The following is a 15,790-nucleotide window of genomic DNA, read 5'->3' on the forward strand; positions in this document are numbered from 1 at the left end:
TCAAGGGAGGGGCTCGCGGGGCAAAGTAAGGGGGGGTCGCTTGGACGGTGGCGGCAAGCGCTTGGCGTAGAAGCTCAAGGTCTGGGTGCGACCGTCCAGGCTGAAACGGGCGGATTGCGGAGTGAGGTGTTCCAGGCGCCAGCCGTTGGGCAGGGTCTGGCCCAGGCGCACGGTCAGCAGCGGGCCGTCGACCTGCTTGAGCATGGCCATCTGCAGGTTGCCGGTGATCATGATGCCGCTGAGGGTGAGATGGGCCAGGCTGCTGACCTGTGCCTTGCCCACCACACGATCCGGGCTGCGATCCGGGCTGAACAGCGGCGCTTGCCACGTCGCGGCCAGGTTGTCCAACGGCACACTGGGCAGCCCTTGTACTCGAGGAGTGGGATAGGCGCGCACAGGCGCTTCGGGCAGCCATTGCGGTTCATCACCGAGGCTGCTGAGGATCACCGCCATCAACACGCCCAGCAACCCCGACAGGCCGAGCAAGCCCCACTCCACGGGACGCAACCGGCTCATCATGGCGTCACCCGCGACGGTTGCAGGTAGCCGCGCACCAGCAGGTGCACCACCAGCTTGCCCGCACCACCACTGGCCGGCGCCTGCTGACTGCGGCGGATGCGCAACTCATCCACAAACAGGAACGGCGGCTGGTACTCCAGCTCATGCAGCAGCGCTTCCAGGGGTTCGATGGCGCAATCGAGTGTGAGGCTGACCTTGACCTGGCGATACGGCTCGCCATCGTCCTGCTCCGCGGTGATGGGCTTGCGCTGGGTCAGGCTGCACCCGCCGCCGAGGTTGGCGTGGCTATTGATCAGGTCAGCGAGACGCTGCATCAGATCAGCGGCGACCACGTCCGGGTCGTCCCCCGGCAGCAGGCTGGTGCTGCTGGCGGGGTCCTGGCGGGCTTGCTCAAGCTGTTGGCGTAACGCATCGCGTTGGCGCAACACACCGGCATAACGTTGCTGTTGCTCGCGCAGTTGTTCGGCCTGTTCGCCCATGTCACGCAAGGGGCCGGCAAACCAGCTGTCGACCAACAGCCAGTAGGCCGCGCCGACCACCAAGGCCAGTAGCAGCAAGGCCGCGCCGCGACGTTCACGGGGTGTGAGGGGTCGGCGCATCGGCGGCCTCCTGGCGTAGGTGGGCGCGCAAGGCAAACTGGTCCTTGCCGGTGCGCGCATCGGGCTGGATCACCCCTTCGAACTGGGCGTTTTCCAGGCTGCGGCAGCCCTTGATGCGGGTGATCAGCGCACTGGCCTTGGCACTCTGGCCGGAGATGGAAATTTCACCATCCTTCACGTCCAGTTGATCCAGCCAGGTGTCGGCGGGCAGGCAGGTGGTCAGGTCGTTGAGCAGCGCCGCCAGTGGCGGTTGCGCCAGTTTGCGCCGGGTGAGGTACTGCGCGGCGCCGCGGGTATTGAGCAGTTGCTGGCGCAGCGCGTGCACCTCGGCGACCTCGGCTTTTTGCCGTTGGACGCTGGCGTGCATCACGTCGATAACGCGCTGGCGGTCGTTGAGCCAGAGCAGCATCGCCGCGATCAGCAACGCCCCGCACAGCCACGGCAGGCTGCGTTGCAGGCCCATGCCGGTGGGCCGCTGCGGGCGCAGTGGCGCGGGCAGCAGATCAACGCCGAGGTCGGCCGCATCCACGCGGTGGGGATGCAGGCCGAGGGTGGCACAGTCGGCAAGGATCCGGTCCAGGCGCTCGCGCAGGATCGCCACCACTGTCACCTCAAGGTGGGTGGGCGTGCGCCGCTCCTGACGCGCCACAAAGTAGAGCTGGTCCGCCTCGAATGGCGTGTAGCGGTCCAGCTCATAACCGACCACGGCGCTGAGGTTGCGCGCGGCCGCCAGGGGCAGTTGTACGGTTTGCACCAGCACAGCGTCGGCGCCGAGCATCAGCACCTGGCGCGTGCTGGCTGCTGCGACCGGCGCGCTCAATGGCCAGTGATGGATCTGCTCGGGCGGCTCTTGCCACGCCAGCCACGCAGGTACACAGGCGCGCAACTCCGCGATCCATGCCTGCCAACCCTGTTGCAGCAGGCTGCCGCGCCAGTGTCGGGCGATGGGTTCCAGTCGATTCATTCTTGCCAACGCAACACCCGGTAGGGTTGTGCGCTGTCCTCCGATGGGCTCAATAAAACGGTGACTTGCAGCCGCGCCTGATAACCGCCGGGCCGCTCGGCGCGGCTGTCGACCACCAGTACTTCGCCGGGGTCCACGCCTTCGACGTCCTGGCGCGGCAGGTTCAGCGCCTTGCGCATCAGCGGGCTGGCGAAGGCGGGATCGGGGCGGTCCAGGTCGCTCCACAAGGTGATTTCGGGCAGCAAGCGGCTGTAGAGGGTTTGCGTCATGCCGGGCAACTGGCGTACTTCTTCCAGCACCCGCAACGGCGCCAGGCCCTGGTTGCGTCGTGCTTCGAGGGCCGTGGCCAGTTGCCTGGCCTGGGTCGGCGTAGCGCCACAGGCCAGGGCCAGGCGCGTGAAGTCCTGGGCATCAGCGTTGATCAGGTAGAGCTTGCCGCGCTCGCTGCGCAGGCTCACGTGCAAGATGGCGTCGTCAAAGCTCAGGGGGATATCGCGGCCATCGGCAACCCAGTGCCGCTCGGCCATGACCAGCGCGATGCCGGCTTCGGCGGCCAATACGGTCTGGGTGTGCTGGCGCAGCCACAGGGCCTGGCGACTTTCCAGCTGTACCCAGCCAGCCAGGCCGCCGAGCAACACGCTGAGCAGCGCCAGTACCCACAGCACCAGCAGCAACGCTGCACCGCGTTGGCGCCTCATTCTTCAACGCTTCCGCTGGACAGGTTCAGGCGCAGGGCAATCACCTGGGTGACCCAGGGCACCGGCCCCTCCACGCTGGCAGCGATACGCACGGCCGAAGGCAAGCGCCTGGGCCAGGGCCATTCACTCACCCAGCCGGTGGGTTGGCCCAGCGGCGACTCACCGCGATAGCTGAACTGCAACACCTCGATGTTGTTCAGCAGCACTTGGGGTTCACGCTGAGAAAACCCCACCTGCAACGCCTGTTCGACCCGTTGCAGGCTGAACCGATGGATACCGCCACCGAGCACGCCGGGCAAGGTCGAGACGAACTCCAGGCGCTGCGCCGTGCCGACAAAGAAACCATCGCCCTCGCCCACCGCCAGCGGCAACGCTTCGCTGATCGCCGTGCGCAAGAACTGTTGGGCGGCACGCACTTCATCCAGGTTCACTGTGTATGCCTGGGCCTTGGACACGGCACGATTGGCCCCCAGCAATGCACCGCCGACCAGCACCAGCAACACGCCGAGCAAGCTGAGCACCACAAGGATTTCCAGCAAGGTGAAGCCCTGTTCACGGCGCTTCACAGGCGCGCCTTCAAGGTGCTGAAGCGGGCCTGGTGCGAGCCTTCGCTGAGGACCAGGTCGAGGCGCACAATCCGTGCCTGCTGCCGGGTGCTGGTCAACTGCCAGTGGATGCCGTCGAGTTCGCCCTGACTGACGCCGTTGCTCAAGCGCCCCGCCGCTTCCTGGTCGAAAATCGTCAGCGCTGCGTGGGTCAACCGGTCGCTGTGGGCCACTTGGGACAACGAGCGCGCACTCTGGCCAAACGCAACCAGCAGCACCGTGCTGCACACCGCCATCAGCGTGAGGGCGGCGAGCATTTCCAGCAGGGTGAAACCGGCCTGGCGCTTCATGGCAGCGCCTTGGATTGCACGCTGCCGGTGAGCCAGCCGATATCGATGCGCCAACGCCGGGCGCCACTGGCCACCAGAAGATTGCCGCCGGTGGAGCTGCCGTCGGGGTAGAACTCGACGCCAGGGCCGACCTGTTCGGCGGTGTGCAGCGTGACATGCAACCGCGACGGCCACCGTTGCAACGCACGCCCCGGCGCCTGGAACGTACGGTCGCTCAGATCGAATACGGTACGCGCAGGCTGCCCGCTGACAATCGCCCCCGCCCGCGTGGTACGCAGCGCCTCCACCATCTGCCCCACCGCACGGCGTTCCTGCGCCACCTGCAAGCCCTGGCGCACGCCCAGCCCCAGCACGCTGGCAGCCAGGCTGATCAGCAGGATCACCACCAGCATTTCCAGCAGGGTGAAGCCGCGCTGCAACATGGCGGCCCTACTCCCAATTGCCCAGGTCGGCGCTGTAGCCTTCGCCGCCCGGCTGGCCGTCCTGGCCATAGAAGATCAGATCGAACGCGCCGTGTTCGCCGGGAAAGCGATAACCGAAGGCGTGCCCGAACGGGTCCTTGAGGTCCGACGGCTTGGCATAGCCACCGGGCCTGTCCACCAGCTGTTGCAGGCTGGTGGGCGGTGCACCGACGTCGAGGGCGTAGCTGTCGATCTTCATGCTCAGGCTGGCCAACTGGGCCTTGCCCGCACCGTACTTGCCCTTGTCCACATTGCCGCCGACCTGGCGCACGACGATGGTGGCGACGATGCCCAGCAGCACGATCACCGCGAGCATTTCCAACAGGGTGAAACCGCCTTGGCGGCGTGGTTTTCTCATGGGGTCAGCTCCTTTATAGATTGCTGGTCAGGCTCATCAGCGGCAGCATGATCGCCAGCATGATCACCGCCACCAGCACCGCCATGACCACTGTCAGGGACGGCACCAGCGCGGCCAACAGGCGGTCGATGCCGCGCTTGGCTTCGACGTCGAAGATGTCGGCCATCTTGAGCAACATGCCGTCGAGTTCGCCGGCCTGTTCGCCGACTTCAATCATTTGCAGGGCCAGTTCGGGCAACAGCGGCTGGCTGCCGAACGCGCTGGCGAGGGTGCCGCCGCCTTTTACCGATTCCGCCGCACGCCCGACCTGCGCCTGCAACGCGTGGTTGGTGCAGACTTGCCGCGCAATCACCAAGGCCTGCAGCAACGCCACGCCATTGCTCAGCAGCGTGCCGAGGGTGCGTGCCAGACGCGCCGCCTCGACGCGTTGCAGCAACGGGCCGACCACGCGAATACCGAGCAGCCGCCGGTCGCAATGCTCGCGAAACAGCGGATCGCGCAAGCGCGCGGCCCCCAACCAGACGATCACGATCAACCCGGCCAACAGCGCCAGGCCATAGGCGCCGAGAAACGTTCCAAGGGCCAGGATCACCTCGGTGATCAGTGGAATCGGCACGCCCAGGTCCTGGAAGATCGGCACGAACTGCGGCACCACATACGCCAGCAGCAACGCCAGGGATCCCAGCACGCCCACCACCAGGAACGCCGGATAGATCAGCGCATTGATCACTTCGCCACGCAGCAGTTGGCTGCGTTCCAGGTAATCACTGAGTTGGCGCAGGGTTGCTTCCAGCGCGCCACCGGCCTCACCGGCGCGCACCATGCTCAGGTACAACGGCGAGAACGCCGCACCCTCTTCCTCCAGCGCGGCGGACAATGGCTTGCCGGCCTTGACGCGGTCGCGCAGGCGCTCGATCAGCGCACGTACCTGGGGTGGGCCAGGCTGCTTGAGTAGCAGGCTCAACGAGCGCTCAAGCGGCTGGCCCGCCCCCAGCAGCGTCGCCAATTGCTGGGTAAAACTCACCAACGCCTGGCCCTTCAACGGCCTGTGTGCCGTGCGCAGGCCAAGGCTGCCGGCCGGTTCGATGTGCAACAGCAGCCACCCGCGCTTGTGCAGGACCGCCACCGCAGCGGTTTGATCGGTGGCCTCCAACGTACCGTTCTGCGGCGTGCCCTGGCTGTCCAGGGCGCGGTATCTGAACAGGCTCACGCATCCTCTCCACGGGTCACGCGCAGCACTTCTTCCAGCGAAGTAATCCCCGCCAGTGCCTGGCGCAAACCTTCTTCATACAAGGTGCGCAAACCGGCGCGGCGCGCGGCCTGCTCCAGGGTCGAGGCATCGGCGTGGCGCATCAGCAGGCTGCGCAGTTCGTCGTTCATCACCAGCAGTTCGGTGAGGGCGCTGCGGCCGTGATAGGCGCCGCGATAGAGCAGGATCGGGCGTTGTTCGGTGAGGCGATCCAGGCCGTGTTCGGCGATCAGTTCAGGCGGCGCTTCGAAAGCGACACGCGTGGCCGGGTCCAGGCGCCGCACCAGGCGCTGGGCGAGGATGCCGCTGACGGTCGAGGCGATCAGGTAGCTTTCCACGCCCATGTCCAGCAGCCGCGTGATGCTCGCGGCGGCGCTGTTGGTATGCAGGGTGGAGAGCACCAGGTGCCCGGTGAGGGAAGATTGGATGGCGATGCGGCAGGTTTCCAGGTCGCGGATCTCGCCGATCATGATCACGTCCGGGTCCTGGCGCACGATGGAGCGCAACGCCCCGGCGAAGTCCAGGCCGATGGCGGGCTTGACCTGGATCTGGTTGATGCCTTCGAGCTGGTACTCCACCGGGTCTTCCACGGTGATGATCTTGCGCTCGGCGGTGTTGAGCCGCGACAGCGCGGTGTAGAGCGTAGTGGTCTTGCCGGAGCCGGTGGGCCCGGTGACCAGCAGGATGCCGTGGGGCCGTTCCAGCAGGTCGAGGAAGGCGGCCAGGCGCTGGCCGTCGAAGCCCAGGCTGGGAAAGTCGAACTGCACGGTTTGCCGGTCCAGCAGGCGCAGCACCACCGACTCGCCGAAACTGGTGGGCACCGTGGACACCCGCAGGTCCAGTTCCTTGCCCTGGATACGCAACATGATGCGCCCATCCTGCGGCAGCCGGCGCTCGGCGATGTCCAGCCGCGCCATGATCTTCACCCGCGAAATCACCGCCGCCGAGGAACTGGCCGGCGGCGCTTCGGCGTCATGCAGCACACCGTCGATGCGGTAGCGCACCTTGAGCTGGTGTTCGAAGGGTTCGATGTGGATGTCCGAAGCACGTTGCTCCACGGCGCGTTGCAGGATCAGGTTGACCAGGCGGATCACCGGCGCTTCGGAGGCCAGGTCCTTGAGGTGTTCGATATCGTCCTGGGCGCCGCCCTGTTCATCGAGGTTTTCGATCAGCGTGCCCATGGCCGAACGGCCCTGGCCGTAGTAACGCTCGATCAGTGTATCGACCTCAGTGCGCGGACCGATGGCCAGCCACACCGGCACCTGGCATGCATAGGCCAGGGCCTGGAACGGATAACGCAGCGCCGGGTTGGCGGCCAGCACGCGCAGGCCACCCTGGGTCCAGCCCATGGGCGCGACCTGGTAATGGCGCATGAAGCGTTCAGTCAGGGCAGGCAAGGGATCGAGCAACGGCGGCGCGGCGTCCGCCAGCAACAGCGGCGCACCGAGCAACGCCGCCCAGGCGCGGGCCAGTTCGATATCGGAAACCAGGCCCAGGCGGGTCAGCAGGCTTAGCAGGTCATCCGACGGCAAGCGCCGGGCGCGCTCCAGGTCCACCGTTTTCAGCCCAGCATGCTGCATCAGCCACGCACACACCTGGTCGGTGTGCGGGATCTGCATCTGGCAGGCATCGATAGGCGCTGACGACATAAGGTTGAGGTATCTAGTATTGCGAGAAAGTATGGCTATTTGGAACTACTTAAACATGCCATTAGTTAGCCATAACCCAAGCGAGAGCAAGCCGGGGTTATCGACTGGAAGTTATAGCGCTAGTTCCTGAAAGAGGGGAATAAAATAAACACAATGACCAAGAACCCCGTGACAGAGCCTTAGCAGCTAATAGCCACTACTTCGCCAGTTGCAATTAGCCACTTGTGCGCTTTCCCACAATTAAACGGCAGCCCGATAAATTCACAGGACTTACTTCACCTTCGATGCGAAGCACACTTAGACTTTCTAGTGGCTGTTCACCAGGATTATCGAGCGTTGAAATGTGGGAGCGCGCGGGCTTGTCTGGGTGTCTGGTTTTGGGGGCTGCTTCGCAGCCCAACGCGGGGCAAGCCCGCTCGCCACAGCAAGCCCGCTCGCCACAGCAGGCCGGCTACACAGAACAAAAACCGTATCCACGATGCGAAGCGAGTCGGTCTTGATCAAGCCTTGGTCCGAGTGCTTTTTTCAACCAGGCACATCGGCGTGCCGGCGACCGGCTCTTGCATCACCTGCACCTGCACCTCAAATACCCGCCGCATCAACTCGGCACTGACCACCTCCGCCGGTGCGCCATCAGCGACCAGTTTGCCGCCGTGCATCACCGCCAGGTGATCGGCATAACGGCAGGCCTGGTTGATGTCATGCAGCACAGTGATGACGGTCTTGCCCTCGGCAGCCAGTTCGCCCATCAGGTCGAGCAGTTCGACCTGATGGCTGATGTCGAGGTAAGTGGTGGGTTCATCCAGCAGCACCACCGGCGCATTCTGCGCCAACACCATCGCCAGCCAGGCACGCTGGCGCTGGCCGCCGGACAGGTCCGCCAGGGCGCGATCAGCCAGCACGTCCAGTTCCAGGCGCTGCATGGCTTGGCTCACGTGAGCTTGATCACTGCCGCTCAGGCGTCCCCACAGCGAGTTATGCGGGCTGCGGCCATAGGCAACCAACTGGCGCACGCTGACGCCTTCCGGCACCGGCAACACTTGCGGCAAGAATGCGATGTGCCGGGCCAACTGGCGGGCAGACAGGCTGGCATAGGCCTGGCCATCCAGGGTCAGCTCGCCCTGAGTCGGCTTGAGGATGCGCGCGAAGGCCTTGAGCAAGGTGGACTTGCCGCAGCCATTGGGGCCGATCAACGCGGTGACCTTGCCGGCGGGCGGTGCAAAGGACAGACCTTGCACGATACGGGTGGCGCCGTAGCCGATGTCCAGCTCGCGTGCCTGGAGAATACTCATGTCATCAACCCCTGAACCGTGCCAGCAACCAAAGAAAATACGGCGCGCCGATCACCGCCGTAAGCACCCCGGCGGGGATTTCGCTGGGCGCGATCAGCGTGCGCCCCAGCGTATCGGCGAGCACCAGCAGCAACGCACCGATCAGCATCGCCGCCGGCAGCAGGTACTGGTGATGCCCGCCCACCAGCCGGCGCGCCATGTGCGGCGCGACCAGGCCGATAAAGCCAATCGGACCGATCACCCCCACGCCCAGGCTGGTGAGCAACACCGCGCAGGCCATCGCCGACCAACGCGTACGGCTCAGCGCGGTGCCCAGGCTGTGGGCCGCCTCATCGCCCAAGGCGATCAGGTTGAGCGGCTTGGCCAGGCACAGGCCCACGGGGATCAATACGAGGAACGGCAACACCAGCGCCACATGGTGCCAGTTGCGGCTCCACAGGCTGCCGGTCAGCGCGAGCAGCGCGGTGTTGATATCCAGGGGATGAGAGAGGATCAGAAACTCGGTGATACTGGACAAGGTCACCGCAATCGCCACCCCGGACAACGCAAAGCGCACCCCGGAAAAACTCACGCCGGTGTTGTACAGCGCCAGCAGCAACGCGCCGCCGGCCCCGCCCAGGCAAGCCACCAGCGGCAGCCAGGCAATCGGCAACTGCGGCCAGCCAATGATCGCCACGGTCAGCGCGAGCCCGGCGCCCTGGGTTACGCCGAGGATCTCCGGCGAGGCCAGCGGATTACGGATCACGCCCTGCACAATCGCCCCGGCCAGGCCGAAGGCCGCACCGGCGAGAATCGCGATCAGGCTGCGCGGCAGGCGGTGGTTCCACACTTCGAAGTCAAGGACGTCGTGGGCCAGCAGGCGTTCGAAAACGGTTTGCGGCGTGAGCCACAGGGTGCCGGCGCTGAGGCTGACCCCGGTTGCCAGCAGCAGCAACCCGAGCAGCAGCCACAGGCGCAGTCGTGGTCGGATCATAGGGCGCGCCTGGCAAGAAAGAGGAAAAACGGCGCGCCGATCAGCGCGGTGACCACTCCCGCCGGCGTTTCCACCGGGAAGGCAACGGCGCGGCTGAGCAGGTCGGCCCCCAGCACGATCACCGCGCCCAATGTGGCGCTCAGCGGGATCAGCCAGCGGTAGTCATTGCCCAGGAACTGACGCAGGATATTCGGCGCGATCAGCCCGACAAACCCGATCGGCCCCACCGCACACACGCTGGCGCCCACCAGCAGCAAACTGGCGACAAACACCTGCAGACGCAGGCTGGCGATGCCGACGCCCAGTGAGCGTGCGGCGTCTTCGCCGAGGTTGATCAGGTTCAGGCGCGGCGCGCACCAGAGTGCCCACAGGCCGCCGATCAAGGCGCATGGCCAGAGCAGTTGCACCTGCGCAGCGCCGACATTGGCCAGTGAACCGGCCAGCCAGTTGAGCACGCTTTGCGCCTGGGCCTCGACCAGGATCACTGTGAGCCGGGTCAACGCGGCGCACAACGCCGCCACGGCCACGCCAGCCAAAACCAGACGGCCCTGGGCCGTGGTCGGCGACCAGGCACCGCCCAGGCTGAACACGGTGATCCAGGCCAGCGCGCCGCCCAGGCAGGTCATCAACAGCGCACCGCCGGCAAAGGGCGGCGCGACCAGGCCCGTGGAAAACAGGGCCAGTCCCAGCGCGGCGCCCGCCGTCACGCCAAACAGCGACGGCGAGGCCAGACGGTTGCGCGTAATGCCCTGCATCAGCGCCCCCGCGAGGCCCAGGCAGGCACCGACCAACGCGGCACACACGGCCCGTGGCACACGCAACTGGGCGACGATATAGGCCATGTTGCCGCCGACGCGGCCCTGGTGAACCAGGCCATTCCACGCATCCGTCGCTGTCAGGGTAAATGGCGACCAGCTGTACAGCGACAGCCAGAACAACCCGGCACCCGACAGCAGAATGCCAACGGCGGCGAAACTGCGTCGCACGGTTATTGGCTCAATACGGCTTTACCGCCCTTGAGAATCGCCAGCGCATCCTCGGCGATCTGCTCCGACGCCAGCACGCCACGGTTGCGCGCCCAGCTGTCGCCATCCACTTCGGCCACATGCTTATTGCGCACGGCGCCGAGCACTTGCCACAACGGCTGCTTGCTCCAGCTGTCGACGATGCTGGGGCGACGGTAATGACCGACCAGCAACCAACCCGGGTCGAGGGCCAGCAACTGTTCCAGGCTGACGAACTCGGTGGGCGCGGCGTTGGCGCGTACCGATGGGACTTTCAGGCCGATGGCCTCAAGCACGCTGCCGGCGTAGGAGTCCGGGCCATGCACGGAGAAGCTGTCCTCACGCGCCACACCGAACAACACGCTGGCGCCTGCCGGGATCTGTTGCGCGATGGCCTTGAGGTTTTCACGGTTCTTCTGGATGCGCGCCTCCATCTGCGCGCTCTTGCCGAGGGCCTTGCCAATCAGTTCGGCGGATTTGAGGCTGCCCTGGTAATCCTCGCCACGGGACGGCAACAGCAAGGTCGGCGCGATGCTCGCCAGGTCGCTGTACAGCGCCTGGTGGCGATTGAGGTCGGCCACGATCAGATCGGGCTTGAGCCGGGCGATCTCCTCGATGCTCGGCTGCGAGCGCAGGCCCACCGACTGCCATTGGCCGATGGCCTGGCGTACGCGGGGCAACACGCGGTTGGCATCGCCATCATCGGCGGCGCCGACCGGGGTGACGTCAACGGCGGCCAGGCTGTCGAGAAAGGAAAACTCCAGCACCACCACGCGCTTGGGGGCATCGGGCAGATGCACGGCGTGCTGGCCATCGTTGAGGTCGATGGGGGCGGCGCTCAGCAGGCTGGACGAGAACGCCAGGACACAGGCGGCCAGGGTGGGGATGGAACGCAGCATTCGCATGACAAGGACCTCGGCGTTAAAACACCCCGGCTAGGCAGGCCGGGGAAAACGGCGGGTACTATTCCATATCGGCGCGGCGTGATCAAAAAACATTCTCATTTATAACCTGCACAGCCCAGTGTCAGAAGTCGACGGTGGCCGACAGCAGGTAGGTGCGCGGCGTCGACAGGGTCAGCCCCGGCTCGCTGTCATCCGATGCACCGGCCGAGCTCCAGTAGCGTTTATCGGCGACGTTCTCCACATTCGCCCGCAGGGTGATGTGCTTGTCATCCACCTTGAAGCCATAGCGCGCACCCACGTCGAGGCGGTTCCAGGCGTCGATTTCCTTGACGTTGGACTGGTCCAGGTACTGCGAGCTGGAGTAGATGCCACGGCTGGTCAACGTCAGGCCTTCCAGGCCCGGCACGTCCCATTCGGCGCCGAGGTTGACGTTGTACTTGGGCGTGGCCGGCGCACGGTTGCCGTCCCAGGTGCCATTGGTGGTGTCTTTGAGTTTGCTGTCGATGTACATCACCCCGCCCAGCAGGCGGAAGCCCTTGAGCGGTTCGCCGAACACGCTCAGTTCCACACCGGCATTCTCGCGCTTGCCGTTGGGGCCAAACAGCCGCGTGGTCGCATTGGTTTCATAGGCCGGTTGCTTGATGCGGAACACGGCGGCGGTCACCGCGAAGGCACCGGCATCGTACTTGGCGCCCACTTCCACCTGGCGGCTGATGAACGGCGGGAAGATCTCGTCTTCGTTTCTCGAGGTCGACGGCGCGATCTTGCCCTGGCTCAGGCCCTCCATGTAGTTGGCGTACAGCGACAACTTGTCGGTGGCCTTGAACAGGATGCCGCCCGACGGCGATACCTTTTCTTCGTCATAGGCGGTGTCGCCTTTGATCCCGTCGCTCCAGTCAGTCACCTTGACCCGCTGCCAGCGCGCACCGAGGGTGAGCAACAGGCGGTCGTCGAAAAAACCCAGGGTGTCGGACAAGGCCACGCCGCTGAATTTGTTTTCGGTGTAGACCTTGGGATCGAAGCGCGTCGGCCGTGACGGCGTCGGCGACTGCACCGGGTTGTAGAGATTGCTCGACGGCGCCGTATACCGCGCACCGCCGTTGGTGAAGTCCATGTCGAAGTAGCTGGCGGCCAGGTTGACCTCATGGCTCACCGGCCCGGTATGGAACCAGTTGCGCACGCCAGCGGTGTAGGTGCGCACGTTTTCATCGCGGGTGAAATCCCGCGGCTGCACGCTGAAATCGCCGGCCGCATTGGTCACCGAAACCGCGTGGCGCAGGAAGTCGTGGTTGCTTTTGCGCGCGCCCACGCCACCGTAGAGCATCACGTTGTCACTGAGGTCGTACTCGGCGTTGACCGTACCAAAGGTGTCATTGGTGCGAGCCTTGCTCCACGACTGCGCATAGTTGCGGCGCACGTCGTTGGCACTCGGGACCGGCGCAGCGGCCGCCACCTGCACGCGCTCCTGGGGGGCATCGGTGTCGCGCTCGGTGTGGCCGATATCGGTGGAAAGGCGCAGGCGCTCGCCGCGAAAATCCAGGCCCAGCACGGCCATTTCGCGGTCGACGCTCTGGTGGTCCCAGGCGGTGTCGCCGGATTGCTTCACGCCGTTGAAGCGAATGCCGTACTGGTTGTCCTCGCCAAAGCGTCGGCCAATGTCCACCGCACCGCCGGCCTGGCTGTCGGACGCCCAGTTGCCGGTAAACGAGTTGATGTCCTTGTCGGTGGCGCGCTTGGGCACCACGTTGATCCCGCCGCCGACGCTGCCACGCGGCGAGATGCCGTTGATCAACTGGCTCGGGCCTTTGAGGATGTCGACGCGATCGGCCATCTCCATGTCGATGGTGTACGTCGGCAGCACGCCGTACAGGCCGTTGTAGGCCACGTCACTGTTGAACAGGCTGAACCCGCGAATGGTGAATTGCTCGTAGCGCCCACCGGCCGGGTTGGTGGCGCGCACCGAGGGGTCGGCCGCGATCAGGTCGCCGAGGGTGCGTGCCTGCTGGTTTTTCACCGCCTCCTGGGTGTAGGTGGTGATGCTGAACGGAGTCTCCATGAAATCCCGCGTGCCCAGCATGCCCTGCGCCGTGCGGCGCGCCACCTGGCCACCGGCGTAGGTGTCGCCGTCGTACAGGCCGGTGGTGCCGAGGATGGACGTGGGCGCCAGCTCCAGGCTGCTGCCGTCCGGCACCGGCACCAGCATGTAGGCCTGCTCGCCCATGGCTTGCAGTTGCAGGCCGGAACCTTGCAGCAGGCGGGCAAAGCCCTCCTCCACGCCGTATTCGCCGGACAAGCCAGTGCTGCTGCGCCCGCTGACCAGCGCCGGGTCCACCGACAGGTTGACCCCCGACAGCCCGGCAAAACGCGTCAGCGCCGCGCTCAGGCTGCCCGCCGGCACTTGGTAGCTGCGCCGCGCGGCGGTGTCTTCGGCGTAGCTGACGGCGGCGAAAAACGGGCTGGCGCTGAGGCTCAGCATCAGGCTCAGTTTGAGCAAGGGGCGGACTGCGGGCATTGGCGGAAGCTCTCGATATTGTTCACTTGCCTGGAATGACAGGCGAGGTGAAAAAAAGGGACAGGCTTCAGCCAATTTTTTTCGCTTACCACACTGCGATCGTTGAATCCGTCCTTGGCTCCGTTCCGCCGCACAATACACCACTGACCGGATCACGCAGGATGATCTGGCCACGCCCGTAGTCGGTGAGGTCGCTGGCGATCTGCACCTGGTGCCCGCGTCGCGCCAGGGCATTGGCCAGGTCACTAGAGGCACCGTGTTCGATGCCGACCTTCATGTCGCCCAGCCATTGCCAGCGCGGCGCGTCCAGGGCCGCTTGCGGGTTGAGGCCGAAGTCCACCAGGTTCATCACCATCTGCACATGGCCCTGGGGCTGCATGTAGCCGCCCATCACGCCGAATGGCCCGAGGGCCTGCCCGTCCTTGGTGAGGAAGCCGGGAATAATGGTGTGGAAGGTTTTCTTGCCCGGTGCCAGGCAGTTGGCGTGACTTGGGTCGAGGCTGAATTCCTGCCCACGGTTCTGCAGGGCGATGCCGCTGTCGGGCAGCACCACGCCGGAGCCGAAGCCGTGGTAGTTGCTCTGGATGAACGAGACCATATTGCCCTCGGCATCCGCCGTGGCCAGGTACACCGTGCCGCTGGCATGGGGGTCGCCGGGCTTGGGCGGTTGCGCCTGTTCGCCGATCTGCCCACGGCGACGGGTGCTGTAGGCATCGCTGAGCAGGTCGGCGACGGCCACGCGCATGTGCAACGGGTCGGTGATGTGGTGCAGGCCGTCGCTGTAGGCGAGTTTCATCGCCTCCAACTGGCGGTGCCAGGTCTGCTGGCTGTCGCGGTGATCGAAGCTGAAGCCTTCAAGGATTTTCAACGCCATCAGCGCCACCAGGCCCTGGCCGCTGGGCGGGATTTCCCAGACGTCCACCCCTCGGTAGTTGACGTGGATCGGGTCCACCCATTGGGCGCGATAATCCTGGAGGTCGCTGGCGCGCAGGTAACCGCCACTGGCCCTGGAATGCGCATCCAGGCGTTCGGCCAGGGCACCGCGATACAAGCTTTCGCAACGGGTAGCGGCGAGTTCTTCCAAGGTACGTGCCTGGGCGGGGTTGCGGAATATCTCACCCGCCCGGGGCGCACGGCCGTCGATCAGGAACGTGTCGAACCAGGCGTCCAGGGCCGGGTCACGATGGGGGCCGAATTCATCCAGCGCGTCCTGCCAGAGCTGGGCGATCACCGGCGACAACGGGAAGCCGTCACGCGCCAGGCTGATGGCGGGCTGCAGCAACTCGGCAAACGGCAACTTGCCGAAGCGCTCGGACAGCTCGGCCCAGGCCGAGGGGCAACCGGGCACGGTGACCGGTGTCCAGCCATACAGCGGCATCCGGTCGTGCCCCGCCGCCTTGACCGCCTCGATACTCAAGGCCGCCGGCGCGTGGCCATTGCCGTTCAGGCCGTGCAACCGGCCCTTGCACCAGACCAGCGCGAACGCGTCGCCGCCCAGGCCACAGCCGGTGGGCTCCACCACCGTGAGCGCGGCCGCCGTGGCAATCGCCGCATCAATGGCGTTACCGCCCTGTTGCATGATCTGGATACCGGCCTGGGCCGCCAGGGGCTGGGACGCCGCAACCATGCCGCGACGGGCAAACACGCTTTGGCGCTGCGAGGGATAGGGGTACTCGTGAGCAGAAAATTTCAACATGGCTAAGACTCGTCAA

16 protein-coding genes are annotated in these 15,790 nt (G+C 65.6%); all 16 read right to left on the bottom strand.

The features are described from left to right. Entirely contained in the window at positions 1-519 is a 519-nt protein-coding gene (locus BMX59_RS18810) for a general secretion pathway protein GspN (protein WP_093124517.1), read from the bottom strand. Then, positions 516-1,118, bottom strand: coding sequence for a type II secretion system protein GspM (gspM, locus tag BMX59_RS18815; RefSeq protein ID WP_093124520.1), 603 nt, complete (start codon positions 1,116-1,118; stop codon positions 516-518). The genes BMX59_RS18810 and gspM overlap by 4 nt, the downstream gene beginning before the upstream one ends. Further along, positions 1,093-2,082, bottom strand: a complete 990-nt coding sequence (locus BMX59_RS18820; RefSeq protein ID WP_093124524.1) for a type II secretion system protein GspL — start codon at positions 2,080-2,082, stop codon at positions 1,093-1,095. Before BMX59_RS18820 ends, gspM begins: the two co-directional genes overlap by 26 nt. Then, on the bottom strand, positions 2,079-2,780 hold the full coding sequence (locus BMX59_RS18825; RefSeq protein WP_093124527.1) for a general secretion pathway protein GspK: 702 nt from the start codon (positions 2,778-2,780) through the stop codon (positions 2,079-2,081). The genes BMX59_RS18820 and BMX59_RS18825 overlap by 4 nt, the downstream gene beginning before the upstream one ends. Next, the gene (locus BMX59_RS18830) at positions 2,777-3,346 is read right to left on the bottom strand and encodes a prepilin-type N-terminal cleavage/methylation domain-containing protein (RefSeq protein WP_093124530.1); all 570 of its coding nucleotides are present in this window, start codon (positions 3,344-3,346) and stop codon (positions 2,777-2,779) included. The genes BMX59_RS18825 and BMX59_RS18830 overlap by 4 nt, the downstream gene beginning before the upstream one ends. Next, positions 3,343-3,675: a type II secretion system protein gene (locus BMX59_RS18835; protein ID WP_058427615.1), complete on the bottom strand. Its 333-nt coding sequence runs from the start codon at positions 3,673-3,675 to the stop codon at positions 3,343-3,345. The genes BMX59_RS18830 and BMX59_RS18835 overlap by 4 nt, the downstream gene beginning before the upstream one ends. Further along, a complete protein-coding gene (locus BMX59_RS18840; RefSeq protein WP_092250470.1) occupies positions 3,672-4,097 on the bottom strand; it encodes a GspH/FimT family pseudopilin in 426 nt (141 codons plus the stop codon). Before BMX59_RS18840 ends, BMX59_RS18835 begins: the two co-directional genes overlap by 4 nt. Before the next feature lie 7 nt (positions 4,098-4,104). After that, positions 4,105-4,494, bottom strand: a complete 390-nt coding sequence (locus tag BMX59_RS18845) for a type II secretion system protein GspG (protein ID WP_010209194.1) — start codon at positions 4,492-4,494, stop codon at positions 4,105-4,107. Positions 4,495-4,507: 13 nt separating this feature from the next. Further along, positions 4,508-5,704: a type II secretion system inner membrane protein GspF gene (gspF, locus tag BMX59_RS18850; protein ID WP_093124534.1), complete on the bottom strand. Its 1,197-nt coding sequence runs from the start codon at positions 5,702-5,704 to the stop codon at positions 4,508-4,510. Then, positions 5,701-7,362 carry a type II secretion system ATPase GspE gene (gspE, locus tag BMX59_RS18855; protein ID WP_305432721.1) on the bottom strand — a complete coding sequence of 554 codons (1,662 nt, stop codon included), beginning with the start codon at positions 7,360-7,362 and terminating at the stop codon, positions 5,701-5,703. Before gspE ends, gspF begins: the two co-directional genes overlap by 4 nt. A 530-nt stretch (positions 7,363-7,892) precedes the next feature. Next, complete coding sequence (fecE, locus tag BMX59_RS18860) at positions 7,893-8,684, bottom strand: Fe(3+) dicitrate ABC transporter ATP-binding protein FecE (protein WP_093124538.1); 792 nt, start codon at positions 8,682-8,684, stop codon at positions 7,893-7,895. Positions 8,685-8,688: 4 nt separating this feature from the next. Then, positions 8,689-9,657, bottom strand: coding sequence for an iron chelate uptake ABC transporter family permease subunit (locus BMX59_RS18865; RefSeq protein ID WP_093124541.1), 969 nt, complete (start codon positions 9,655-9,657; stop codon positions 8,689-8,691). Continuing rightward, positions 9,654-10,643: an iron-dicitrate ABC transporter permease FecC gene (fecC, locus tag BMX59_RS18870; RefSeq protein ID WP_093124544.1), complete on the bottom strand. Its 990-nt coding sequence runs from the start codon at positions 10,641-10,643 to the stop codon at positions 9,654-9,656. The genes BMX59_RS18865 and fecC overlap by 4 nt, the downstream gene beginning before the upstream one ends. A gap of 2 nt (positions 10,644-10,645) precedes the next feature. Then, positions 10,646-11,560: a Fe(3+) dicitrate ABC transporter substrate-binding protein FecB gene (locus BMX59_RS18875; RefSeq protein WP_371322062.1), complete on the bottom strand. Its 915-nt coding sequence runs from the start codon at positions 11,558-11,560 to the stop codon at positions 10,646-10,648. Positions 11,561-11,687: 127 nt separating this feature from the next. Beyond that, on the bottom strand, positions 11,688-14,078 hold the full coding sequence (locus BMX59_RS18880; RefSeq protein ID WP_093124547.1) for a TonB-dependent receptor: 2,391 nt from the start codon (positions 14,076-14,078) through the stop codon (positions 11,688-11,690). Between the two features lie 85 nt (positions 14,079-14,163). After that, the gene (locus BMX59_RS18885) at positions 14,164-15,774 is read right to left on the bottom strand and encodes a gamma-glutamyltransferase family protein (RefSeq protein ID WP_093124550.1); all 1,611 of its coding nucleotides are present in this window, start codon (positions 15,772-15,774) and stop codon (positions 14,164-14,166) included. Positions 15,775-15,790 lie beyond the last annotated feature (16 nt).

This window comes from Pseudomonas sp. NFR09, assembly GCF_900111535.1.
Classification (GTDB): Bacteria; Pseudomonadota; Gammaproteobacteria; order Pseudomonadales; family Pseudomonadaceae; genus Aquipseudomonas; species Aquipseudomonas extremorientalis.